This is a genomic window from Prevotella sp. MGM2 (assembly GCF_002933955.1).
Lineage (GTDB): Bacteria > Bacteroidota > Bacteroidia > Bacteroidales > Bacteroidaceae > Alloprevotella.
The window spans coordinates 35,121-60,086 of the sequence record NZ_BEWW01000284.1 but is presented as its reverse complement, the minus strand read 5'-3'; the positions used below and the strand labels follow the sequence as shown (position 1 = coordinate 60,086).

General features: G+C 47.4%; 19 protein-coding genes and 2 pseudogenes. 9 read left to right on the top strand and 12 right to left on the bottom strand.

What is annotated here, in order from left to right:
* Positions 1-16: 16 nt before the first annotated feature.
* Entirely contained in the window at positions 17-676 is a 660-nt protein-coding gene (locus C5S62_RS08640) for a LysE family translocator (protein ID WP_104404975.1), read from the bottom strand.
* Positions 677-885: 209 nt separating this feature from the next.
* Here C5S62_RS08640 and C5S62_RS08635 point away from each other — a divergent pair, with 209 nt between their 5' ends.
* From C5S62_RS08635 to C5S62_RS08610, 6 genes are all read left to right on the top strand, one after another.
* Positions 886-1,869, top strand: a complete 984-nt coding sequence (locus C5S62_RS08635; RefSeq protein WP_104404974.1) for an ROK family protein — start codon at positions 886-888, stop codon at positions 1,867-1,869.
* A gap of 805 nt (positions 1,870-2,674) precedes the next feature.
* On the top strand, positions 2,675-5,008 hold the full coding sequence (locus tag C5S62_RS08630; RefSeq protein WP_104404973.1) for a transglycosylase domain-containing protein: 2,334 nt from the start codon (positions 2,675-2,677) through the stop codon (positions 5,006-5,008).
* 105 nt (positions 5,009-5,113) lie between these two features.
* A complete protein-coding gene (gene kdsB, locus C5S62_RS08625; RefSeq protein WP_104404997.1) occupies positions 5,114-5,866 on the top strand; it encodes a 3-deoxy-manno-octulosonate cytidylyltransferase in 753 nt (250 codons plus the stop codon).
* 31 nt (positions 5,867-5,897) lie between these two features.
* The gene (locus tag C5S62_RS08620) at positions 5,898-7,007 is read left to right on the top strand and encodes a phosphatidylinositol-4-phosphate 5-kinase (RefSeq protein ID WP_104404972.1); all 1,110 of its coding nucleotides are present in this window, start codon (positions 5,898-5,900) and stop codon (positions 7,005-7,007) included.
* 151 nt (positions 7,008-7,158) lie between these two features.
* Positions 7,159-9,213 (top strand): alpha amylase C-terminal domain-containing protein, encoded by a 2,055-nt coding sequence (locus C5S62_RS08615; protein ID WP_172486273.1) that lies wholly within the window; start codon positions 7,159-7,161, stop codon positions 9,211-9,213.
* A 144-nt stretch (positions 9,214-9,357) separates the two neighbouring features.
* Positions 9,358-10,476, top strand: a complete 1,119-nt coding sequence (locus tag C5S62_RS08610; protein ID WP_104404971.1) for a DUF6057 family protein — start codon at positions 9,358-9,360, stop codon at positions 10,474-10,476.
* 509 nt (positions 10,477-10,985) lie between these two features.
* Here C5S62_RS08610 and C5S62_RS08600 read toward each other — a convergent pair.
* The 4 genes from C5S62_RS08600 to C5S62_RS08585 form a co-directional block, all read right to left on the bottom strand.
* Entirely contained in the window at positions 10,986-11,324 is a 339-nt protein-coding gene (locus C5S62_RS08600; RefSeq protein ID WP_223301196.1) for a nitrous oxide-stimulated promoter family protein, read from the bottom strand.
* The gene (locus tag C5S62_RS08595; RefSeq protein WP_104404968.1) at positions 11,321-11,947 is read right to left on the bottom strand and encodes a DUF4468 domain-containing protein; all 627 of its coding nucleotides are present in this window, start codon (positions 11,945-11,947) and stop codon (positions 11,321-11,323) included. The genes C5S62_RS08600 and C5S62_RS08595 overlap by 4 nt, the downstream gene beginning before the upstream one ends.
* A gap of 143 nt (positions 11,948-12,090) precedes the next feature.
* A complete protein-coding gene (locus C5S62_RS08590; RefSeq protein WP_104404967.1) occupies positions 12,091-12,837 on the bottom strand; it encodes a LytTR family DNA-binding domain-containing protein in 747 nt (248 codons plus the stop codon).
* Positions 12,838-12,848: 11 nt separating this feature from the next.
* Entirely contained in the window at positions 12,849-13,193 is a 345-nt protein-coding gene (locus tag C5S62_RS08585; RefSeq protein ID WP_104404966.1) for a hypothetical protein, read from the bottom strand.
* A gap of 66 nt (positions 13,194-13,259) precedes the next feature.
* On the opposite strand from C5S62_RS08585, the gene C5S62_RS08580 reads away from it, so the two are divergent.
* The 3 genes from C5S62_RS08580 to C5S62_RS08570 are packed head-to-tail and all read left to right on the top strand — an operon-like array spanning position 13,260 to position 16,847.
* Positions 13,260-14,885, top strand: coding sequence for a tyrosine-type recombinase/integrase (locus tag C5S62_RS08580; protein WP_104404965.1), 1,626 nt, complete (start codon positions 13,260-13,262; stop codon positions 14,883-14,885).
* Entirely contained in the window at positions 14,882-15,835 is a 954-nt protein-coding gene (locus C5S62_RS08575; RefSeq protein WP_104404964.1) for a tyrosine-type recombinase/integrase, read from the top strand. The genes C5S62_RS08580 and C5S62_RS08575 overlap by 4 nt, the downstream gene beginning before the upstream one ends.
* The gene (locus tag C5S62_RS08570) at positions 15,828-16,847 is read left to right on the top strand and encodes a tyrosine-type recombinase/integrase (RefSeq protein ID WP_104404963.1); all 1,020 of its coding nucleotides are present in this window, start codon (positions 15,828-15,830) and stop codon (positions 16,845-16,847) included. Before C5S62_RS08575 ends, C5S62_RS08570 begins: the two co-directional genes overlap by 8 nt.
* Before the next feature lie 58 nt (positions 16,848-16,905).
* Here C5S62_RS08570 and C5S62_RS08565 read toward each other — a convergent pair whose 3' ends face one another.
* The 7 genes and pseudogenes from C5S62_RS08565 to menD all read right to left on the bottom strand — a co-directional run bounded on the left by C5S62_RS08565 (position 16,906) and on the right by menD (position 24,965).
* Complete coding sequence (locus tag C5S62_RS08565) at positions 16,906-17,826, bottom strand: sensor histidine kinase (protein WP_104404962.1); 921 nt, start codon at positions 17,824-17,826, stop codon at positions 16,906-16,908.
* A gap of 338 nt (positions 17,827-18,164) precedes the next feature.
* The gene (locus C5S62_RS08560) at positions 18,165-18,377 is read right to left on the bottom strand and encodes a hypothetical protein (RefSeq protein ID WP_104404995.1); all 213 of its coding nucleotides are present in this window, start codon (positions 18,375-18,377) and stop codon (positions 18,165-18,167) included.
* A gap of 104 nt (positions 18,378-18,481) precedes the next feature.
* Positions 18,482-19,663 (bottom strand): phosphoribosylaminoimidazolecarboxamide formyltransferase, encoded by a 1,182-nt coding sequence (locus tag C5S62_RS08555; protein ID WP_104404961.1) that lies wholly within the window; start codon positions 19,661-19,663, stop codon positions 18,482-18,484.
* A gap of 619 nt (positions 19,664-20,282) precedes the next feature.
* A pseudogene (locus C5S62_RS14130) lies at positions 20,283-21,230 on the bottom strand (AMP-binding protein); the annotation flags it as partial.
* A gap of 66 nt (positions 21,231-21,296) precedes the next feature.
* Positions 21,297-22,370, bottom strand: a pseudogene (locus C5S62_RS14125) (o-succinylbenzoate synthase); the annotation flags it as partial.
* Positions 22,371-22,393: 23 nt separating this feature from the next.
* Positions 22,394-23,209: a 1,4-dihydroxy-2-naphthoyl-CoA synthase gene (gene menB, locus C5S62_RS08545; RefSeq protein WP_104404959.1), complete on the bottom strand. Its 816-nt coding sequence runs from the start codon at positions 23,207-23,209 to the stop codon at positions 22,394-22,396.
* A gap of 100 nt (positions 23,210-23,309) precedes the next feature.
* Positions 23,310-24,965 (bottom strand): 2-succinyl-5-enolpyruvyl-6-hydroxy-3-cyclohexene-1-carboxylic-acid synthase, encoded by a 1,656-nt coding sequence (gene menD, locus C5S62_RS08540; RefSeq protein ID WP_104404958.1) that lies wholly within the window; start codon positions 24,963-24,965, stop codon positions 23,310-23,312.
* Position 24,966: the final 1 nt, after the last annotated feature.

Genomic DNA, 24,966 nt, shown 5'->3' with positions numbered 1-24,966 from the left:
AACACAAAAGTCGGCCTTAGCCGACGAATGATATGTTACATATAGTCATCAGAGCGTAAATCAGTGCAAAGAACAAAACCAAGATGCCCACAATGCGGTTGAGCCTCTGTACGCCCTTGTCTCCGAAGTTATTGCTCATTTTGTTAATGACGTAAGTCAGTCCTAGCCACCAAAGCATGGCGCCTCCTACGATGGAGGCATATCCTGCGGTCATTTCCACAGGGTCGCCCGCGCCGGCAAAAGGGGCAAGCATATTGAACAGCGCCAGAAAAAGAAAAATGATGGCGGGGTTGCAGAGAGTAATGAAAAAAGAAGTGACGAAATTGCGTAGCAATGAGCCTTTTGTACCCGATTCCGGATGTTTTTTCACGCGTGGCCCCGTTCGGTACATATATACGCCAAATGCTGCCAGCATAATGCTGCCGGCTATCTTTACCCAGAAAACATTACCTTCTTCCGTCAAGGGGGAGATAAGTGCCAGACCATAGCCTGTCAGCAGTGCATACAGAAGGTCGCTTATGGCAGCGCCGGCCCCTGTAACCAGGCCGTAAAGACGTCCTTTCTTAACTGTACGCCGGATGCAGAGAATACCTACCGGTCCCATGGGCGCTGAAGCCACAATGCCGATTATGATGCCTTTCAGGATGAATATGAGAATTTCGCCTACGTATTCCATTTAGCCGCAAAATTCGTAATTTTTTGTGAGAAAAAGAAATTTTTCGCTATCCTTTTTCCTCCGTTAATGAGTTTGAGGCGGTCTCTTTTTGAGGAATTAGTGTAAAAAAAGTGTATCAGAATACATGAGTTTGATTTTTATATGTAATTTTGTTGGGTCATTATTTCTGAATAATCAAACATTACTTAAATCATAAAATAACAGAAACCATGGAATTAAGCAATAATTCAATCAACGAAAAGCCCTTTGTCATAGGGCTTGACATGGGTGGTACCAATTCGGTTTTCGGAATCGTTGACCAGCGCGGTACCATAAAGGCGCAGACTGCCATCAAAACTTCGGCTTATCCTGATGTTAAGGATTATGTGAAAGCGGCCGCTGAGGCTTTACAGCCCATTTTGGATCAGGTCGGCGGTATCTCTCAAATCAGAGGTATGGGTATCGGTGCCCCCGATGCCAATTTCTATACCGGCAATATTGAAGATGCGGCCAACCTGGTTTGGAAAGGTATGGTCCCTATCGCCCAGCTTTTTGAAGATGCTTTGGGCATTCCTGTGCGTGTGACAAACGATGCCAATGCCGCTGCCATGGGTGAGATGACCTATGGTGTGGCGCGCGGCATGAAGAATTTCATAATGATCACACTCGGCACAGGCGTAGGGTCCGGTATCGTGGTGGATGGAAAGGTGGTTTATGGTTCCGACGGCTTTGCCGGTGAACTGGGACACTTTGTTATTGACCATACATCGGCAGGCCGTTCTTGCGGCTGTGGGCGGAGCGGCTGCCTTGAAACCTATTGTTCGGCAACGGGAGTGGCCCGTACGGTGCGTGAGGTTCTTGAAAAATCATCGGAACCGTCTTTGTTGCGTGAACTGAATCCTGAGGATATCACCTCCTACGATGCTTTTGTGGCCGCAGAGAAAGGCGACAAGCTGGCTCTTGAGGTCTTTGAGCGTACCGGACGTCTGCTTGGTACGGCTTGTGCTGATTTTACCACATTCAGCACTCCTGAGGCGTTTGTGTTCTTCGGCGGGCTGACCAAGGCCGGCGAATATCTCATGGCACCTCTGCGAGAGGCTTATGAGGCTAATGTGTTGCGCAACTTCAAGGGGCATACCAAACTCCTGATCTCTTCTCTCAATGGCAGCGAAGCAGCTGTGCTCGGCGCCAGTGCTTTGGGTTGGGAGGAATAAGCGGACTGTAGCCGGCAAGGATGCCGGCTGGCCGTTGGCCTGAATGAGAATAATGGCATGATAATGTTGCCGCCTGTCAGGATTGATTCTGAAAATCCGTCAGGCGGCAACATGTTGTTGGGGGTATGGATGACCCAACGGGTTTCTTGTGAAGGCGGAAAACGTGTTTTAGTAAGTGTTTCCTGTATGTCGCGCTGGGCTTTTTCGGTCGTTTGCTACAGGCGGATGGCGTTTCCGGGAGATATTGGCCGGAAGTTTAGCTTTAACATTTTTAACTTTCCGTTACATTCTCAAGTGTTAAAGTATAGGTTGTATCGGTTGTCGTGTGAAAAGTCCGTATCGGAATTTCAACTCGAATACTTGGAATTTTAATTCCGATACGGGGATTTTGATGGGAAAATACGGCTGAAATCTCTGTAAATACGCTTGAAAAACATTGAAAAAGCGGAACTTCCTTATGGAAAGTCCCGCTCCGCTGTTGCAAATATACGACATTTGGCGAGCAAAAGCAAATAGTGTTAAAATGCGCTGTTGGGAAAACTGACGGTGATCGGAACCGGAAATAGGAAAAGGTCTTTGTCTGCCGGGACGTGGGATGGCGTTTAATTTAACTGAACAAAAATTAAACTCGTTATGTAATGTTTACTATCCAAAACTTTTGTGTAAGTTTGCAACTGATATGGTTGCGGACCACATTAGGTGAATGTCCGGACCGTTTAGCAGGAATAACCTTTCAGAATTGTGCGGGAACTGGTTGTGAAAATCCTTTCGGACAATTTCAGGGAGGGTTTTGTCGAGCACTTTTATGAGAAAAATATTTGTCGTTATAATCTGGAGCTTTTTCGGGCTGGTGGTGCTTTTGGTCACACTCGGCTTTTATGGTATTCACGAAGGTTGGATTGGTTATATGCCTCCGCTCGATGAGTTGCAAAGCCCCATCAGCCGGTATGCCTCTCAAGTTTATACGGCCGATGGTAAAGTGATGGGAACGTGGTCACGCAATGAAAACCGGGTGTTTGTTGATTACGACAGTATTTCGCCCGACATGTTTGATGCGCTCATCGCTACGGAAGATGTCCGTTTCTATGAGCATTCGGGCATTGATGTCCGCGCTTTGGGGCGGGCTGTTGTCAAGCGCGGGCTTTTGCGCCATCAAGAAGCCGGCGGCGGCAGCACCATCACGCAGCAGTTGGCCAAGCAGCTTTATTCCTCTGCTGCGGAAAGCACAACCCAGCGCCTGTTGCAGAAGCCCATTGAATGGGTGATAGCCGTTGAGTTGGAGCGCTTTTATACCAAAGAGGAGATCATGACGCTTTATTTGAATTATTTTGATTTTCTGCATAACGCCGTGGGCATAAAAACGGCGGCTCAGGTGTATTTCAGCAAGCATCCTAAGGACTTGACGATTAACGAATGCGCCACTTTGGTGGGAATGTGCAAGAATCCGTCTTATTATAATCCCGTGCGCGAACCTGAACGGTGTCGCAAACGGCGCAACGTGGTATTGCAGCAGATGGTTAAGGCCGGTTATCTGACACAGGCCGGTTGTGACAGCCTGAGCGCGCAACCTTTGGAACTGAAGTTTAGGCGCGTGGACCATAAGAATGGCGAGGGTACTTATTTGCGCGAGTATTTGAGGCGGATCATGATGGCCAAGAAACCTGACAGGAAGAATTATAGGGAATGGCAGTCGGCACAATTCTATTCTGACTCCCTGTCGTGGGAAAACGATCCGCTTTATGGCTGGTGTAACAAGAATCTGAAGAAAGACGGTACTCCTTATGATATCTATACCGATGGACTGAAGGTCTATACAACCATCGACTCGCGTATGCAACGCTATGCCGAGGAAGCTATGCGCGGCCACGTGGGCCTTTATTTGCAGAAACAGTTTGAGAAGCAGAAAGGCTCTTCCCGTAACTTCCCTTATGCCGGAAACTTGAAAGCGGCCGATGTTGACCGTCTGCTCAGGAAATCCATGCGCCAAAGCGATCGCTATCGGGCAATGAAGCAGGCTGGAGCCTCTGAAAAAGAAATCGAGCGGGCCTTTAACACTCCCGTACCGATGACTGTCTTTACCTATCAGGGCGAGAGGGACACTGAAATGACACCGATGGACTCTATCCGCTATTATAAATCGTTTTTGCGCTCGGGATTGGTGTCGGTCGATCCCTCCAATGGTCATGTAAAGGCTTATGTGGGGGGGCTGGATTATACGCACTTCCAGTATGATATGGCTTTGGTCGGACGCAGGCAGGTAGGTTCAACCATGAAACCTTTTGTCTATACGATGGCAATGGAGGACGGCTATTCGCCCAACTCGACCATACTTAATGAACAGCGCAGCTATGGCGGATGGACGCCGCGTAACGGCAGTCGGGCACGCTATGGCGAGCATGTCACCCTCAAATGGGGATTGAGCCAGTCCAATAACTGGGTTACGGCCGGACTGATGTATCAGATTGACCCCACTGGCACACGCCTCACCGATTATTTGCATGAATTCGGAGTGGCCAATAACCAGATAATGCCTTCGATGGCGCTTTGCCTGGGAACCTGTGAGATTACGGTGGGCGAAATGGCCAGCGCTTATACGGCCTTTGTCAATAAAGGCATTCGTTGTGCTCCTTTGCTGGTAACGCGTATTGAAGACAGCCACGGCAATGTCATCACGGAGTTTGCCCCGCGGATGAATGAGGTTGTCAGCGAGCAAACCTCCTATAAAATGTTGGATATGATGATGGGAGTTATTGACTCAGGTACAGGCGGGCGCTTGCGCTATAAATATAACCTGCGCGGACAGATAGCCGGTAAAACCGGTACGACCAATGACAATTCCGACGGATGGTTCGTAGGATGTGTCCCCCGGCTCATCACTGCCTGCTGGGTGGGAGGCGAAGAACGCAGCATTCATTTTAACTCCACGTCAATGGGGCAGGGGGCAGCATCGGCATTGCCCATTTGGGCCTATTATATGAAGAAGGTCTACAAAGACAGGGCCTTGGGATATTCCGAAGACGAAAAATTTTACATACCCAAGATAGAAGAGTCGGATTTGCCAGACTTGGATGATGACGGTAATCAGGATTTGCATGAGGAGCCGGACACTCCTAAGGATGCCGAGCAGTATTTTGAATAGACTGTGGCAAAACGCAATGTGCCGTTTACGACAGGTGTATTTTGATTTCTGCGTATGGGCGTAAAACGTCTCCCTTGAATTATAAACGCTATTTTAATGTTGAATATGAATTTTTTGGCAATCATACCCTCCCGGTATGCTTCAACGAGATTTCCGGGAAAACCTTTGGCACTACTTGGAGGTAAACCTATAGTACAGCATGTTTATGAACGTGTACGCCGGGTCTTTACCGACTTATGCGTGGCTACCGATGATGAGCGTATTTTTAATGCCGTAAAAGATTTTGGCGGTAATGTCGTTATGACAAGCGACAAGCATAAGAGTGGAACAGACCGCTGTTGTGAGGTCATAGATAAGCTCGAGGTGCAACCCGATGTCGTGGTTAATGTACAGGGAGATGAGCCTTTTATCGCAGCATCTCAACTTGAAAGTGTCATGAAATGCTTTGATGATGAGGCTACACAGATAGCCACACTTGTCAAGCCTTACTCCGAGGCTGACGGATGGGAGGCTTTGAATAACCCGAATAGTCCCAAGGTGGTTGTCGATGAGAACGACAATGCTTTGTATTTTAGCCGTTCCGTTATTCCCTTCTTAAGGAATGTTCCTTGTGAAAAGTGGCTCGCCCACCATACTTATTACAAACATATTGGACTTTATGCCTATCGCACCAGCGTGTTGCACGATATATGTGCGATGCCGCAAGGACAGTTGGAAATAGCCGAATCGCTGGAACAGTTGCGTTGGCTCCAAGCCGGATTGCGTATAAAAGTAGGTTACACCGAAGTGGACACAATAGGAATTGACACTCCTGAAGATTTGCTGCGTGCTGAGAATTTTATAAACCGGCGCAGCTGACGATCACCATTATCTTTAATTAAAACTCTCCATGAAACATAGACTATTTTCTCTTCTTGCTTTTTTTGTACTGGCCTCTGTGGGAGTAGCCCAGAAAATACAAGTGGGTTCTTATACCTTTAAAGACGGATCGGTTTATACCGGTGATTTGTTTAACGGTAAACCCAACGGGGTGGGACGTACCCAATTTAAAAACGGCGATGTTTATGAAGGCGACTATGTGAAGGGAAAACGCGATGGGGCGGGTATTTATACATTTGCCGATGGTGAACGCTATGACGGGCAATGGTATCAGGATCAGCAGCATGGACGCGGTACCTTCTATTCGCTCAACAATAACCGCTATGAAGGATTATGGTACCGCGATTTTAAGGAAGGCATTGGTACCATGTATTATTATAATGGCGATAAGTATGAAGGAAACTGGAAAGAGGATGTGCGAAATGGTCAGGGTACTTATACTTACAAAAACGGAGCTTATTATAAGGGTGAATGGCAGGATGATAAAAAACATGGCCGGGGTATCTTTGATTGGAATGACGGTTCTAAGTACGATGGCATGTGGAGTAATAATCTGCGTAATGGCAAAGGTGTGTACTTTTATCCTGATGGAGATTATTATAGCGGTGATTGGAAAAATGATGTTCAGGAAGGCCGCGGCATCTATAAATTCCGCAACGGCGATGTTTATGAAGGCGCTTATCTGAAAGGTGAGCGTACTGGCGAAGGAGTTTTTACTTTTGCCAATGGTGATATTTATAAAGGACATTTTGTAGCTGGCGAGCAGAGTGGGCAGGGAACTTTTATCTGGAAAGGAACGGCTTCTTATACCGGTCAGTGGAGTCATAACAAGCGTAATGGCTTTGGCAAGTATAAGTGGAAGAATGGCGATGAATATGAAGGGAATTGGAAAGATAATCAAATGGATGGTGAAGGTGTCTGGCGCCGTGCCAATGGTGAGAAATACCGGGGAGGCTTTAAGGCTGGCATAAAGCATGGCCGGGCCCAGGAAGTAGCTGCAGACGGCAGTCGTTTCGAGGGACATTATAAGGATGGTGTCCGAGACGGGGCTTTTACTGAATATGATAAAAACGGCAATGTGGTTCGCAAAGGTGTTTACAAAGATGGACGAGTGCAATGATTCTCTTCTTTTCGTAGCAGCTACGGCTTAATGGCCTTTTTTGTCCTGAATCCGTATTGAAAATATTTTTCAGACTGTAAAAAGTAATATATACACCCATCGGGAAGATTGACTTTTACCGGTTTCTTCTTCCCATAAAACTTAAATCATTATGAAGACCGCAGCAAAACGTCAACCCAAGAAGCGTGACATGCGCTTGAAGATCGTTAAGAATGATCCCTGGCTCGAGCCTTTTAACGATGCCATAAAAGGACGTCATGACCATGTATTGCATAAACTGAACGAACTGACTGGGGGAAAGATCACCTTGTCGGAGTTTGCTGGCGGCTATCTTTATTTCGGTCTTCACAAGACACCCCGTCAATGGATTTTCCGTGAATGGGCACCTAATGCTACAAAAATTTATCTCATTGGCGATTTTAATAATTGGCAGGAAGATGAAGCCTATCGCCTTAAACCTGTTGGTGACAGTGGTAATTGGGAAATAAAATTGCCTTCCAAGGCGATGTGCCATAAAGACCTTTATAAAATGAAGGTTTATTGGGATGGCGGAGAAGGGGAGCGTATTCCAGCTTGGTGCCGGCGTGTGGTACAGGATGATGTGACTAAAATATTCAGCGCACAGGTGTGGGAGCCGGAGGAGCCCTATATCTTCAAGAAGAAAAATTTCCGGCCGAAGCGTGACCCATTGCTCATTTACGAATGCCATATAGGCATGGCACAGGATGCTGAGAAAGTCGGTACTTATAATGAGTTCCGTGAGAAGGTACTTCCCCGTATAATTAAGGAAGGTTATAATTGTTTGCAGATTATGGCCCTTCAGGAACATCCCTATTATGGAAGTTTCGGGTATCATGTGAGCAGTTTCTTCGCAGCCTCCAGCCGGTTCGGTACGCCCGAAGACCTCAAGCGACTTGTTGATGAAGCCCATCAGAACGGCATTGCGGTCATCATGGATTTGGTTCAAAGTCATGCTGTCAAGAATGAAGTGGAAGGGCTGGGCAATCTGGCCGGTGACCCCAATCAGTTCTTTTACCCCGGAGCCCGTCACGAACATCCGGCGTGGGACAGCCTTTGTTTTGACTATGGAAAGAATGAGGTCATACATTTTCTTCTTTCAAACTGTAAATATTGGTTGACAGAATTTCAGCTTGACGGATTCCGTTTTGATGGTGTCACTTCCATGCTCTATTACAGCCATGGCCTGGGAGAGGCTTTTGGCGGGTATGGAGATTATTTCAACGGTCATCAGGACGATAATGCCATTTGCTATCTCACTTTGGCCAATTTGCTCATCCATGAGGTCAATCCCCGCGCCATTACCATTGCCGAGGAAGTGAGCGGTATGCCCGGCTTGGCCGCATCTTTTAAAGACGGCGGCTATGGCTTTGATTATCGCATGGCTATGAACATTCCCGATTATTGGATAAAAACCATCAAAGAGTGTCGCGATGAAGACTGGAAGCCCAGCAGTATTTTCTGGGAACTGACCAACCGTCGTGCCGATGAACGTAACATATCCTATTGCGAGAGTCACGATCAGGCTCTGGTCGGCGATAAGACCATCATTTTCCGTCTTATTGATGCCGATATGTACTGGCATTTCCGTAAGGGCGACCAGAATTATACCGCAGACCGCGGCATCGCCTTACACAAGATGATACGTCTAGCAACGGCTTCGACCATCAATGGCGGTTATTTGAATTTTATGGGCAATGAGTTCGGCCATCCCGAGTGGATAGATTTTCCTCGTGAGGGCAACGGCTGGAGCCATAAGTATGCCCGGCGCCAGTGGAACCTTGTAGACAATCAGGATTTGTGCTATCATTATTTGGGTGATTTCGACCGTGACATGTTGAGAGTGCTCAAGAGCGTGAAAGCTATTGAAAAGCTTCCTGTGCAGGAAATATGGCATAACGATGGCGATCAGGTTCTGGCCTACAGCCGTGGAGCCTTGATTTTTGTATTCAATTTCAGTCCTACGCGCAGTTTTACCGATTATGGATTCATGGTTCCGGAGGGTAAATACGTTACGGTACTTAATACCGATGCAGTTAACTATGGCGGTAACGGTTTTGTAGATGACAGCATTGCGCATTTTACCAATTTCGATCCGGTGCTTAAACCGGATGCGAAAGGATGGCTGAAGCTTTACATTCCGGCCCGTTCAGCATTGGTTTTGCGGCGTGAAGATCAACAGGATTGAAAATTTATAAATAATGATGACTCAATAGATTTTAGCAACGGTTATCAGGACTGTTTCAGAAGAGTCCGGAAACCGTTGCTATGAGGATTTTTATAAACCATTGATAATCTGTGTAAAACAGAATAATAAAATAAGACAACAGGTATGCAGAAAAAGTGGCAATTCTTGTTTTCTCTGGCCTTTGGGGCCATCTGGATGTTGTGTCTTTATTTTACGTTTGACGCCACATTGTCATTGACGCAACTTCATTTGTCTGATGGCGTGACAGCCTATTCCCCCTTGGTTGGTTCATTGGTGCTCACTGGCCTGCTGCTGCTCCTACAGCGTTTGGTACAGCGCTTCACTCGTTTCCGCCAGTCTTGTTTTTTGCTCACTTTTTTTCCTTCAACAGCAGTCCTTGTGCTGCTCACTTCCTTTGTCTCAGGTGTATCCTTGTTTGCCGTCATAGTCACGTCCGTGCTTGCATTTGCCTGGTGTGTGATGGCTGTCATGGAATCGTTTCGTCATGAAAATGTTGTGGTGCGGCCTTTGAAGGCTGCATCGTGGTTTTGGCAAATTCTCCTGTTTTTCCTGCTTGTATTTTATATGGGAGCGATGGGCAATAGTAAGGATGTATACCGTTATGAAGTTCAGACAGCTCGCCTGCTCCGCGCCGGACATTACCATGAAGCTTTGGAAGTGGGAAAAACATCTTTGGCTACCACGCAGTATCTCACGGCGATGCGTGCTTATGCCATGGGAAAAATCGCAAAAAGTTTGGGAGACCAATTGTTTCATTTTCCTTTGCCGGAAAACAGCGGTAGCCGTTCGTTGCTGTTGTTGCCGTCAGACAGTTTGTCCTTACTCTTTTCGTCCGACAGTCTCTACCGTTTGCTCGGTGTTCCCCCGTATGATGGCAAGCAGTCTCCGACCGATTATTTGGCTGTAGCGGCCAAACGGCATTCAGATGGGGCTGCAGGAGACTACTATCTTTGTGCCCTGCTGCTGGATAAGCAATTGGAACGTTTTGCCACAGAACTGCAGCAGTTCTATGTCATTTCCGACACCGCGGCTTTGCCTGCCCATTATGCCGAAGCACTTATACTTTATAACCGCATCCATCCCAATCCTTCAGTCATTTATGAGAATGCCAATATAACGGCGAATTATTTGGACTTCAAGGAAAAAGGCCGCTCAATATCTCGGAGGGAACAACGCAGCAATCTTCTGAGGCGTGAATATGGAGATACTTATTGGTGGTATTATTTTTATCATGGCCAATAATGTGTTTTGTTGAAGTATAAGACATGCCGGAATATGCTGTGGCCCGATAACGTGATTTATGCAGGCATAGCAGGGGGAAGATATCGGTATAGGACCAGTTTTGACTGCTCCGGACAGTTTTTCTTATTGCTCTGTGTCACCATTTTCCGGAAGAGCAGATTAATGGTCCTACGGAGGCAAAAATCCTGAAAGAGGAATTTTAACACTATTTGCTTTTGTGTAGAAAATGTTGTATATTTGTATAGCGGAGCGGGACTTTCCATTAGGAAGTCCCGCTCTTTTAGTGTTTTCAGGCCATATTACAGCCGTTTTCCATCTTGTTTTTCCTGAAAAATCTCCGTATTGCAATTTAAATTCCAAGTATTCGAGTTGAAATTCCGATACGGATTTTTTTCACAGTATAGTTTCAAACCTATTTTTTAGCGCCTCTAAGTGTTGTCGGAAGTTAAAAATGTTAAAGTCCTAACGTCATAACCGCTGCTGTCGGTATAAAGAAAGTTCGAGATGTTTCACTTCCTCTTGTTATCCCATAGGTGTCTGAATGCCATGGCAGGATGTCGGAAAATCATGCGGGGACCGGCATAGCGCATTACAAGGCGGATTTTTTTGCGCATGTCGGGTCTGTAGCAGTGGACGGGACAGTGCTGGCAAGTCTGCTTACCGCTTCCGAAGCGGCAGTTCATCAGTCGTTTTTCTGCGTATTCCGCCACTTGCCGGCATTCGGGGCAAAGGCCATTGTCTGCAGAAAAAGACAAGCGATGATATGCCCGACAATAAAGGCTTATCATCGCTTGGACAGTCCGTATTTCTCTGCCTATGCGGGGCGGCAGAGGGGAGTTGGAAATCACTCTGTCACCTCCTCTTCCACCTCTACCGTGCGCGTCACTTTTCGCACAGCTCCAGTGGCTTTAGCCGCTCCCAGGAAAATCGCATCTTTCCGGTCAATAGTAAAACGGCGGAATTTTCCAGGTATGCGTAAGAGTTTTGTGCCCGCCTTGTTAAGGGCTTCTTTGTCCGTAATCCATTGCTCCGCACGGTAAGTCTGTGCCTGGGAGATGTCATCGTACAAGTAACGTATGTTACGCATCTCCACATCGAAACCACTGTCTCTGATTTGGAATATAAGCTGGTAGTAAAACCGCACTCGGTCCATGCTCCATGCCTTGCGCTTGAAGTAGAGGTATTCCTCAATGTTCGCGGCAATGGTACCTGTACCTGCATCGCTCTCGGTGATGCGTGCCTGAGGCAGGTGGTCTGCTCCTTCCACGATGTCCTTTTGAGTATATTGGAGTAGGGCCGCATAAATGTCGGCCTGTGACTTTCCTTTCACCTCGTAATGCTTTTTGAAGTAAACGAAGCCGGCCTCGTTCACAGGTACTGCGCCTGCCAGATACTTTGACGTTTTGTCTTCTTGTTGGGCCATGCAGCCTAACGGCATAATGGCCAGTAATAGCAAGATCAATTTTTTCATGTCGGTTCGGATTTAGAATTTGTTATGCTTTAGTTTTGCAAAGATAAAAATAACTTTTGAATGGCAGCATGTTTGGCTTCCAATCAAAAGTTATTATTTATCCCGTTATGGTCAGTCCATAGGTAAGGCCGCCCCGTATTGCTTCAGCGGCCTTGCAAGAGATGGCTGTTAATGTATTCCTGTATGCGCTCCTTGTAGCTGTCGGAAATAGGAAGGCGCTTGTCTCCAAACACAATTTGACCGCGTTCCATAACACTGATCTTGTTCATGTTGACAATAAATGAACGGTGAATGCGTTGGAAGGTAGGGGTTGGCAAAAAACTTTCTACCGCACGCATCGCCGTGAGCGACAATACGGCTTTTCGTGTGCTTTCAAGATATATTTTGACATAATCCTTGAGTCCTTCCACATAGAGGATGTCATCAAAACGTATGCGAAGGATTTTGTAATCGCTTTTGATGAAAAAAGCATCGGTAGTGGCGGCAGGGATGGTGTCTTCCTTAGGTTGGGGGACGGCAATGCCAGTCCCGCGCGAGAACCACTCGGCTGCTTTGTGGGTAGCCGCCAGAAAATCCGTGTAACTGATAGGTTTCAGGAGATAATCGATAGCATTGACTTTATAGCCGTCTATGGCGTATTGGCTGAAAGCCGTAGTGAATACAATACGGGTTTCGGCATCCAGCATCTGGGCAAATTCCAAGCCGTTGAGTTCCGGCATTTGTATGTCGAGGAATAGAATGTTCACCGGGTGTTCGCGCAGGCCGCTCATGGCTTCCACGGCACTGGAGTAGCTGCCGCAATGCTGCAGCAATGGCGTTTTCTGTACATACGTCTCAAGGAGTTTGACAGCCAGAGGTTCGTCGTCGACAATGGCGCAAGTGAGTGTCATGATGGTACTTGTTATAAGGTTGGTTCAATGGTTATGGCAGATTTGTAAATTGTGTTGTCTTGCGGTGTGATGCCGTATACCCATGTATATCGGCCGGCATAAGTGTGTTCCAACCGTTTTCTTACTTGTTGCAGGCCTATGCCGCCGGGAGTTTTGTCATCGCTGCTTTTGGGGTGATTGCTGTTGGTGCAGATGAATTCTATTTTCCCCTTTGAGGTAGCCGTCAGGTCTATGTGGATGAAACTGGGTTTTGTCGGGTTTATACCATGTTTGAAGGCATTCTCTAATGTGGCGATGACATTTATGTTTGCATAACTTGATAAGTAATTAAGGATATGTGCATTAACTTTAATCATAACAACATAATTTTAGGGTTAAGAAAATAGTCATATTTTATATCAGACATTTTTTAATTCTACAATATGTTTAATTTACTATTCACAAACTTCTTGGATTTGCAAAGACATGAGCAAGCCTCATTCTCTGAGCAAAGACAAGCATATCTGCACAAACTACACGCAGATGGAATGGGCATTCGACATTTGCGAGGATTGGCTGGTCTGCTAATCGCAATTGATGAACTTCTTGCCCTTAGAGAAAGTGACACATTCGAGATTCCATTGGAATATATCGTCCAAAAGACATCTGAATGGGATTCGATGACACGTCAACAACGGTGTGATATGCGCGTGGAGGTTAATTTCCATTGTCGCTTTCTTGGTGCGTCCAAGAGATGGTTGACATATTTGGGAAGACTGGATCACCGCTATTATCCTGAGGATAATATAATCAGCAAGATTTTTCCAAGAGGATACTTTCGAGTTCGACACCTTGTCTCACCGATGTATATGGAACGGCTCGCATATCTGGAAGCTCAAGAACAACAGGGGGTTCCTTCAGTGACTTTGAGACGAATCGCACAATATCAACTGACAGCCATAGAGTTGCTTGATTTACCATCTACTTCTCTTGTAACCATGAGTGAAATACAAAACGCGGCAGCTATATGGCGAGATGTTGAGGATCCAAGTAAACGAAAAAAATCCGGCACCGATAATAGTTATCGGACGTTCATTCATGTCACAACTAATTGGCTTTCACATATGGGGCTACTTGCCCAGCCGGAGGAACATGACTTTCCCGAAAAAGACAAGATCATGTCATATCTCAACTGGCTTGTTGAATCCAAAGGATATTCTGTCCAGACCCATAGAAGCCGTCTGAGCATACTTCGTCATCTGATGAATTACCTTCAGGGCTCAAGCTTATTGCTTGCCGATGTTCAATCTACAGACATTGACAGTTATCTCAAAGAACGTCACGACAATGGGTGTAATCGACGCACTATCGCAGGGCTTGTATCCGTGCTACGTTGCTTCTTCCGATATGCGGCTGACAGACAATGGGTGAAAGACGATTTGTGGAAAACACTTTCCGCCCCCCGGCTGTACACGATGGAGCAACTACCGTCATACCTTCATTGGGATGATGTGAAAGTTATCTTGACTGAATCTGCGCAAAATCCGACGATCCAGGGCATAAGGAATCATGCAATTTTATCGCTTTTGGCAATGTATGGTTTGAGATCCAGTGAAATCACTGAACTGAGACTAAAGGACATTGACTGGCGGAATAGCGTCATCCATCTGCGTAGAGCAAAAGGATGCAGACCACAGGTAATGCCTCTGATAGATGAGGTTGCACAGCCACTTCTGAGATATATCCTTGAAGCTCGTCCAAAGTATCCGAAGCAGGAGTTTGTGTTCCTTACTACCCGAGCTCCCTTCCACGGCATATGTACATCAACAGTTTACCAAGTGGCAAGTAGATCTCTGGAAGGCAGGCAACTCAACATAAGGCATCATGGTCCTCACAGTTACCGACACAGTTGCGCAACGAGACTGGTCAATGAAGGACACTCTCTTAAAGAAGTCGCAGATGTGCTCGGACATGTGAAAATCGATACTACCGCCATCTACGCCAAAGTCAATTTCTCCAGACTAAGGGAAGTGTCGGATATGGACTGGAAGGAGGTGCTTGAGTTATGATGCTCAATAGTGCCATTGACAAATATGTCGAGTATAGACGTTCATTGGGAGAGTCGTTCAAAACCAATGCGAATCTTCTGAAACAGTTCTGCAATTATCTGGGGAAAGATATGAATCTGTTAGAGATAACCGAATCCATCACATCAGATTTTTTGCAATCAGGAGGCAACGAGATTACTCGAAAGTGGTTTACGCGTCACGCTGCTCTGTCTGGCTTCTTCCGGTGGTGCATGTCACGAGGGTATGTATCAAAAATACCCTTGACTATGGATAAGCCTAAGAAACCGCAGCGAATAACACCGTATATTTACTCAGATATCGAGCTCAAGAAGTTGTTCTCAGCTGCCATGACATATCAGAAACGGCCTTCTCTCACATATCCTGAATGCGTCAAAGCAATCCTTCAGTTGACATATGTGCTGGGGTTAAGAATCTCAGAGACCATGAGCCTTCGCATGAAAGATGTGGATCTGGCAAACTGTTGTATCACAATCCATGAATCCAAATTTTACACGTCAAGAACTGTCACTTTCAACGAGGAAGTAAAGAAACTGATTGAAAAGTTCTTTTCATGGAGAAAGGACAACTGCAAGATCTCTGATGAAGACACATCTCTATGGATTATGTGTAACGGCTCGTCAATGAGACTGAACTGCATAAACGGCATCTTCAAAAAGATACGTATAGAAGCAGGAATCAGCCGAAACGACAACACAAGGTATCAGCCACGTATCCACGATCTGCGCCATACGTTCGCTGTGAACCGATTAAGAAAGTGGTACCAAGATGGTAAGGATGTTCAGACTCTTTTGCCTGTGTTATCTACCTATCTGGGCCATAAACAAGTGAGTTACACAACTGTGTATCTTACCATGACTACCGGACTGCTCTCAGATGCGGCCAATCTATTCTTTGAATATGCAAACCCCAAAACAAATCAACATGAATGAAAAAACCATATATCTCAGTTATTGGGTGCGGCGTTATCTCACCGACTATATGCTGGCTGCCAAGAATCTGTCGCGTAATACGGTACGTAGCTACCGCGATACCTTCAGACTTCTTGTTGGCTACCTTCGAGATGTCTGTAATAAAAATCCAGACAAGCTCCACCTTCAGGAACTGACAATCAATGTCGTGTCAGACTTTCTTGACAATCAGCAGGAAACCCGTAACGTCTCAGTGGCTACTCGAAACCAAAGACTTGCCGCATTACAGGCCTTCGCAAAGTATGTATCCATGAACTCTCCGGAGCATATGGAATGGAGCCGAAACATACGCAATATCCCTAAGAAGAAAGCCCCTAAGAAAATGATAACGTATCTTGAAAAGTCTGAGATGGATGCTTTGCTATCTCTGCCCGACCAGAGATCCGCTCAGGGCAGACGCGACTACGCTCTTTTGATCTTCCTATACAATACAGGAGCGAGAGCCGAAGAAGCATCCGACCTGAACGTATCATCCGTGACGCTTGCCAAAAGCAAAAGTGAATCAACAATCCCCTTGGTAACCATTGTTGGGAAAGGAAACAAGACTCGCAGATGCCCCCTTTGGGACAATGTCTGTGCAATCCTTAAGACAATAATCAATGACAGAAAGCCAGATGAACCACTCTTCTTAAACCGCTACGGCCAACGTATAACCCGATTTGGAATATACGAAATGGTGAGTCGGTATGCTCAAAAACTGGAACTACAGTTCCCTTCCGTAAGGGACAAGAGAGTTAGCCCACATACGATCCGGCATACCACCGCAACACATCTTCTGCAAGCAGGAGTGGATATAAATACGATCCGTGCTTGGCTCGGACACGTATCTATAAACACAACGAACATCTATGCTGAAGTAAATTTGGAGATGAAAGCTAAAGCTCTCATGACCTGTGCTATCGATAGTTCCAATGGGAAGAAAATCTCATGGAAAACCGATGAAAATCTTCTCTCTTACTTGGATAGCCTATGATGAATCTCTGCCAGTGCCTCCAAAATAATGTTGTGAACAGCAAACTTACATGTCTGATTTACTCATCGTTGGAGGCACTGTTAAACATAAATGTCATCGCCACATTAGAGGACGTATGTTGTCCATTACATAAGTCCTCTACGAGTGATATGAAGATGAGCGGACCGACTTTAACGTCTGTGTCCTTTGGAAGTGAAATGTTTAGTTGCACGTCTACAATGTCGGTCAGTCTGATGCGCATCAGTGCGGTGTATGTTTTGAGGAAATCGGCTTCTTTCCGCAGGTCTACGAATGCCGACTGGTTTTCGTAAAGGACATATCTGAGCAGTTGGCTGAGTTCCTGTATGGCCTTTTGCGCCCGTTCGGCGTCAAAGGCTGTGAGTGCATAGATGTTGTTGAGTGTGTTGAGCAGGAAGTGCGGGTTTATTTGGTTCTTGATGTTTTGCAGTTCCGCTTCCTGACGTTCAAATTCCGCCTTTCGTCGTGCTGATTCCGCCTTGTGCCATTGCAGGCTGAGCCTGATGGTCAAGGCCACCAGAGCGATGAACATCAGCGATACGGCGTTGCGCACCTGCATGAAGGTAATGACAAAGGGGGATGGCTTTTTCAAATGCTTGGGGCTGTGGGATAGTCTGCGGAGCATTGTTTCGGATGGCGGAAGCAGTGCCTCGTAATAATCACGGCCGATGATCATCAGGATGACAATGGCCAGATTGATGACTATAAACCGATTGTGTTTTTTTCCGAGTGCGTATTTGGGTACTAGCCAGACGTAGTTGAGGTAGAAAATGACGCATGATGTTATCGGGAAATATAATTGTTGCAGATATCTTATCCAGTCAATGCTGTCTTTACCTAGCCGGAATACCAGTGGAGAGGCGAACACGTAAATCCAAATGCAGATGTGTATGATGATTTCTGTGTGGCGTTCTATCAGGGAGTTTTTCCCTGACGGTGTCATCTGACTTTGTTTTTTCATAAAAATAATTACCTTGAGAGTACTATACTGTTTCACTTCCGCCGAGCCGGTCTCGCGAAAAAGAGATTTTGCTGCGGGCGGTTCTATACGGGATGCAAAAATACGGGTTCGCCGGCAGATAAATTCTTTCCGAATATGTTTTTTAACAGGTCAATCGACTAATGAGATGATTTTATCGATAAATCAAATGTGGGCAGTGAGGCGTGTCTCCCTGTTTAAGGGATGGGTTGGTTAGACATGCCTTGCTGGAATAAATCATGCCCGGACAAGTGAGGAGGGATGGCTCATCACACTTGTCCGGACGTTGTCAATTGAAATGTGTATGTCGGAGACCGGTTTCACTTGTTTTTGTGGCGGTTGGCCCGTCGTGTGCGTATGTCGGCCTTCTTCTTTGCTGCTCCCGAACCATGTGCTCCGGTTATGTAGGCTTTTTTCTTTGCCTTGGTTTTTACTTTTCCAGCTTGTTGGGCCGGCGCTTTCAGCTTGCTTCCTTTGAAGACAATTCCTCCCGTCATTGCGCGGGATATTTCCTCAGTCGAGGCTTTTCGCATGGGCTGGATTCCTTCAGCAGCCTTGGGTTCGGCTGCGAGGTCGGAGGAGAAAACAGCGTCGTTGTCGGTCGTCATGGTTTTATATGGCGTTTGCGGGTGATGTGTTAATGGTGGAAAAGGCGGATGCCGGTGAAGGCCATCGCCATGCCGTATTTGTCGCAGGTTTCTATCACGTTGTCATCGCGTACGCTGCCGCCGGCTTGTGCCACAAACTCCACTCCGCTGTTGTGGGCCCGTTCAATGTTGTCGCCGAAGGGGAAGAATGCGTCCGAACCAAGACATACGCCGGTGTTTTGGGCTATCCAGGTTTTCTTTTCCTCCCGGGTCAGTACTTCGGGTTTTTCTGTGAAGAACTGTTGCCATGTTCCGTCAGCCAGCACCTCTTCGTAGTCTTCTGAAATGTAGATGTCAATGGTGTTGTCGCGGTCGGCGCGGCGGATATTCGCCACCCATGGCAAAGCCATTACTTTAGGGTGTTGGCGCAACCACCAGATGTCGGCTTTGTTGCCTGCCAGGCGGGTGCAGTGTATACGGCTTTGCTGTCCGGCACCGATGCCGATGGCCTGTCCGTCTTTGACGTAGCATACGGAGTTGCTCTGCGTGTATTTGAGTGTGATGAGAGCTATTTTCAAGTCGCGTCTGGCTTCTTCCGTGAAGTGCTTATTGGCTGTGGGGATGTTTTCAAACAAGTTGTCGCCGGTGAGGTCGATTTCGTTGCGGCCTTGTTCAAATGTCACACCGAACACCTGCTTGCTTTCTATGGGAGCGGGGCGGTAGTCGGGGTTGATTTTTATGATGTTGTAGGTACCTTTTCGTTTGGCCTGCAATATTTCGAGAGCTTCGGGAGTGAAGTCCGGGGCAATGACGCCATCGCTCACTTCGCGCTTGATCATCAGGGCCGTAGCCAGGTCGCAGGTGTCGGAGAGTGCGATGAAGTCGCCGTAGGACGACATACGGTCGGCACCGCGTGCCCGGGCGTAGGCGGTGGCGATAGGTGAGAGTGGCTCTTGGAGGTCATCCACGAAATAAATCTTACGCAGCGTGTCGCTCATAGGCAGTCCGATGGCGGCACCGGCCGGCGAGACGTGTTTGAACGAAGCGGCGGCGGCTACACCTGTGGCGGCTTTGAGTTCGCGCACCAGCTGCCAGCCGTTCAGGGCATCGAGGAAGTTGATGTAGCCCGGACGTCCGCCCAGTACCTCTATAGGTAATTCGCCCTCTTCCATGTAGATGCGTGAGGGTTTTTGGTTGGGGTTGCACCCATACTTTAAGGCCAATTCTTTCATGTTGTATATTGTGGGAGGTTGATGAATGTCAGTTTGTGCAGGCGGAATGAAAGACGGTAGAGAGCATTTTTCCGCCAACTGTTAAGAGGTGCAAAGTTACGAAATGTTTTGAGTTCGTAGCTCTTGTTTGAAAAGTTGTTGGAACAATAATGTGCCAAAACCGAAAAACATCATTTCAGAAAGGCCGTAGCGGTGATTTTTATTTTAACATATTTAACTTTTTGAAACACTTAGGAGTGTTAAAACATAGGTTGTAAGTAGTGGTGGCGGAAAAGTCCTTATTGGATTTTTAACACCAATACTTGGAATTTGAATTGCAATACGGGGATTTTTGAACAGAAATAGAACGGATTTCTGTACAAAAAGGCTTGAAAGATACAGAAAAAACGGGACTTTCCATTAGAAAGCCCCGCTCTGCTGTTACAAAGATAATATATTTTCAAGCCAAAAGCAAGAAATGTTAAAATGGTACGGATTGATATTTTACCTGCGTAAACCACATTAAAATCCTCTGCCGTTTTTGGCTAAATTTCCGGAATGACAAAGCCAAAAGTCGAACGGGCGCCATCTTCCAAACCGTTCTGTCCCTCTACGGGAATGACAAAGTTATGCGGTTTTCTCAGTGTGTCATCATTTCTTCTGCCAAACGTCTGAATGCACTACGTGCCGGTTTGCCGGTCTCGGTGAGAGGCAGATTGCCGACAGCAAAGATATGGCGGGGCACCTCATACCGTGTAAACAGTCTTCGGCAGAGGTCCTTTATTTCAGCGGCCTTTTCAGGGGCGCCTACATATAATAAGGTCAAAGCCTGACCGAGTAAATTGTCGGGAACGGCCGTTAAATGAAACGGAACATCCAGATGTAACGCCAGCCGCTGTTCCAATTCCTCTATCTGCAATTTAATGCCTCCGGAACACACCACATTGTCACTACGACCGACTATAGAAAAGGTTCCGTCTGAATGAATTTCAGCCAAATCATTGGTTTTTAGTTGATGCACTCCCAATTTAAGTACGTCAACAACCAAGCAGCCGTCTTCAGCCAGCTTCACTTTCACTCCTGGCAGCGGAGTATAGGTTGTCGCAGCTCCGGAACCGCTGAGACGCCGAAGGGCTATGTGTGAAAGCGTTTCGGTCATGCCGTAGGTGCTCCATACTTCATGAGGGAACCGGCGCAGCTTGTCCGCCAGTTCATCACTCACGGCGCCACCGCCTATGAGCAGATGTCTGACCTGACGCAAAAGGGCGGCCTCACGCGGCACTGTAAGTGTCTGCATGACCTGCATCGGTGTCATCGCCACAAAAACAGGCGCATGGTGCAGATGCTTGAAAGGGTGGGCGGAAGGGGCTACGGGCACAAGCCTGAGTCCTCTGACAAAGGCACGCACGGCTACCATTTTTCCGGCTATATACTGTATAGGCATGCACAATAAGGCATCGTTACCGGAAGAGAGTTTCAGAAAGTCGCACGTCATGCGGGCGCTTGCCGCCATGTGCTTTTTTTCAACCATGATAGCTTTAGGAACACCCGTCGAACCGGAAGTATGCACAGTGAGAGTCGGCTCGCCGTTATGCCAAAGATCGGAAAAGTTTTTGACTTCCTCTAAGAAGCGGCGTTGCCGCTCATCGGCATTCCACAGGCTGTCTCCTGAAATATGCAATGTTGTTTGTGGAAAATTCTCCACAAAAAGTTGTCCAGTTCCCAATCCTTGAGGCAAGGGTGGAACGGCGGCATTGCCTCCGCTTTCTTTCTCCATGAGTGCTGCTGTCCATTGGGCTATGGCATTTAATCCTACGTTACTCTCCAATGCACTGGTTACCCAATATGGAATATTTCTGAGACGGGCCTCCGCAATCCATTCCTCCGATCCGCTGAAGCCGCCATGCAATGAAGGCTTCAATATGATATACTGCGGATGGATGACATCGAGCAATGCTTTTTTCCGGTCTGTCCGGTTCACTCCGATCAGTTCCTCATCGAGCGCCACCGGCAGGGACGTGCTGCGGCAAATTTCAGCCATCTTTTCCCACTGTCCGGCACGGATGGGCTGCTCTATGCTGTGAATGTCGTACCGTGAGAGGCGCTCCATTTTGTGAAGAGCCTCCTCCGGTTTGAAAGCCCCATTGGCGTCGACACGCAGTTCCACGGTTTCGCGACTGTATCGCGACCGGAGCCGGTGTATGAGACTCAGCTCGCTCTCGAAGTCTATAGCGCCTATCTTCAGCTTCACGCAGCGGTAGCCTAGTTGCAGTTTCTCTTCCATGCGCGCCAGCATCTCTTCATAATTTCCCATCCACACCAGTCCGTTAATGGGTATTCCTTCCTCGCCACGCGTAAAGGCAGTGTCGTAAAGATGCAGGTAGTTGCCACCGGCAATGGAGGCTTTGAACGAGCGGTCGGCCGTTTCGAGTCCGCACAGGATGGAAGGATAGGAACGCAGGGTTTCAAAATCAATCACCCGTTTTTTTTCGTAGGCGGCACAGAAAACATTCAGCCGCTCCTCGTAATGAATGTCATAGTCGCACGACAAGTCGTAGAGCGGAGCGCATTCCCCTATTCCCAGACAGTGGGGATGCTCTCTGGAGGTGACAACTATATACCACACCCGTCGCTCACGGTAAACACCGCGCGATGTTCCGGCTGGTTGTCTGAACCGGAATGTACGGGGCACGACTTTCACGCGTAGCGCACAGGAAATGTAATTCATAGGCAGTGAGGCTGTGATGGTTGTCAGGGCAGTTTCGGATATTTAGAAAAATCAGGCTTCCGCTTTTCCAGAAAAGCCCGGCCTCCTTCCTGTGCCTCGTCTAACATGTAGTAAAGCATTGTGGCGTCACCGGCCAGTTCCTGAATACCCGCCTGGCCATCGAGTTCGGCATTTAGTCCGGCCTTGATCATACGCAAGGCCAGCGGCGAGCGTTCCAGCATGGTTTCGGCCCATTCCACTACCTCATCCTCTAGTCGTCCGAAAGGCACCACCTTATTGACCATCCCCATGCGTTCAGCCTCTTCAGCAGAATACTGCCGGCAAAGGAACCATATCTCACGCGCTTTCTTCTGCCCTACGATACGTGCCAGATAAGATGCTCCGAAACCGGCATCGAACGAGCCTACTTTCGGACCGGTTTGGCCGAAGATGGCATTTTCGGACGCTATGGTTAAATCGCACATAAGATGGAGCACATGACCGCCGCCTATCGCAAAACCGTTGACCATGGCAATGACAGGTTTCGGCAAAGAGCGGATTTGTTTTTGCACATCGAGCACGTTGAGACGGGGCACCCCGTCACCGCCAACATATCCGCCACGTCCTTTGACATTCATGTCGCCGCCGGAGCAGAACGCCTTGTCGCCGGCTCCGGTAAGAACAACGACACCGATGTCTTGCGCTTCACGGCAATGGCGCAGGGCATCGCTTATTTCCGCTACCGTCAGCGGTGTGAACGCATTGCGGTAGCGCGGTCGGTTAATGGTGATTTTAGCTATACCGTTATAACTTTCAAAGAGAATTTCTTCGTACTGTTTAATCGCATTCCAGGTTCTCATTTCTGTATTTCTTAAAATTTTCTATTTGTTGGCAGGAGTTCCTTGTCCTAATTGCATTTTATTTAGCCATATCCATATGGAACAATACATCTGGCGGTAGTCAGTGATTGATGAATATTTCGAGAATCAACGCTTTATTATCGCTCGCGAATACTCTTCCGGCATTTTCCTCCACCTCTTCCATACTGTGCGCGGAGAGATAATGTAGTCCGTAAGCCTGCGCAATACCTTGGGCCGATGTGTGATGGGAGGCCGCGATATATTTGCTGACAGCCGGCGAGGCATCCAGTCCGGGCAGATTCTGAAAAATTTTTCCACCGCCGTCGTTAAGGAGCACAATACGTAAATTGTCGGGCAGACCGGTGTTCCACAACGCATTCTGATCATAAAAGAAACTTAAGTCTCCAATAAAGACAAGATTGATTCCGTCCGTTACAAGCGCATGCCCGACAGCCGCCGAAAGAGTTCCTTCGATACCATTGACTCCACGATTGCAAAAAACAGGAAAACAACCGCCCTCAAAACAGAGTGCGGCAATTCTGACAGTGGAACTGTTAGCCAGATGAAGAGCTGTAAGAGACGTTGTTTTTGGATCGGTAAACGCAGCAAAAAGTTGCATGATCGTTGCATGAGACAGATTACTGTCTCTGTTTTCTTGGTGTTCTTGCCCGTTTTTCTGAGCAGACACACGACATTCCCGCTCTATCAGTTCTGTGAACACAGTTTTCGCCCGCATAACTTCATTGTTCGCCGGTAAATATTCGGCCAGTTGCTGCAGTGCCGGCCCTGTCGGCGCATGTACCAGTGCTGACAAATGGCAGAATGTGTCAGGGAAAGCGCTTCCCGGCTCTATTCGTATAACCCGGCAATGTTTCAAATGACGGATATGCCGTTTTAATTGTTTACCGACAAAGTTGCCGCCTATATGCACCACTACATCAGGATGTAATTTTTCCAAAACCTGAGGAATTTTCTCTACGATGGCCAGGCGCCGGCTATGCGGCTGGTTGCCTATCAGTTCCGACAGAACCAAAAGACTGCCTGTACGCTCTATCACGGATATGGCAGGATCGTTCACCGTTTCATATTGTCCGACCACAAGCACCGGTAGGCGGGCGCTGGCTATTTCCTTTATTAAATCTTCGGAGAGAGGATTGACTACGGGGGCTTCTTCATATACAACGGGCAAACAGTCGGGAAGGTGCGGGGTCGTAAAGCTGAAAAGAGGCTCTGCTACCGAAATGTTGATATGCACCGGCCGGCCGCCATCACGCCGCAGCATAACAAGAGCCTCGCAGATAGTGCGTCTGCACCACCATGCCATTTCTTCTCCATCACTCCCGGCTTTTTCCGCTTCAGGAATGTCATGTGTCATACAGTAGGGTTGCAACGCTCCGACCTGTGGCAAAGTCTGTCCGTCCAATTGTCCTATCCAGCGGGCTGGACGATCGGCAGAAATGACAAGTAAGGGAATGTGGCGGTAGAAAGCTTCGGCTACGGCTGGCAGAGTACCTAGCAAGGCCGACCCCGATGTAACGCATACGGCTACGGGGCCTTTGCCAGCCGTGGCGATGCCTAAAGCCACGAAAGCGGCGCTTCGTTCATCGGTTACGGGATGAACGCACAAACCGGTATGTTGTGTGAAATTATGTATAAGAACGGCATTGCGTGAACCGGGACAAACGACTATATGGCGTATACCGTATTGCGGCAATAAAGCCGTTAATAAATTAACGTGTGGTTTATCGCAGAACATG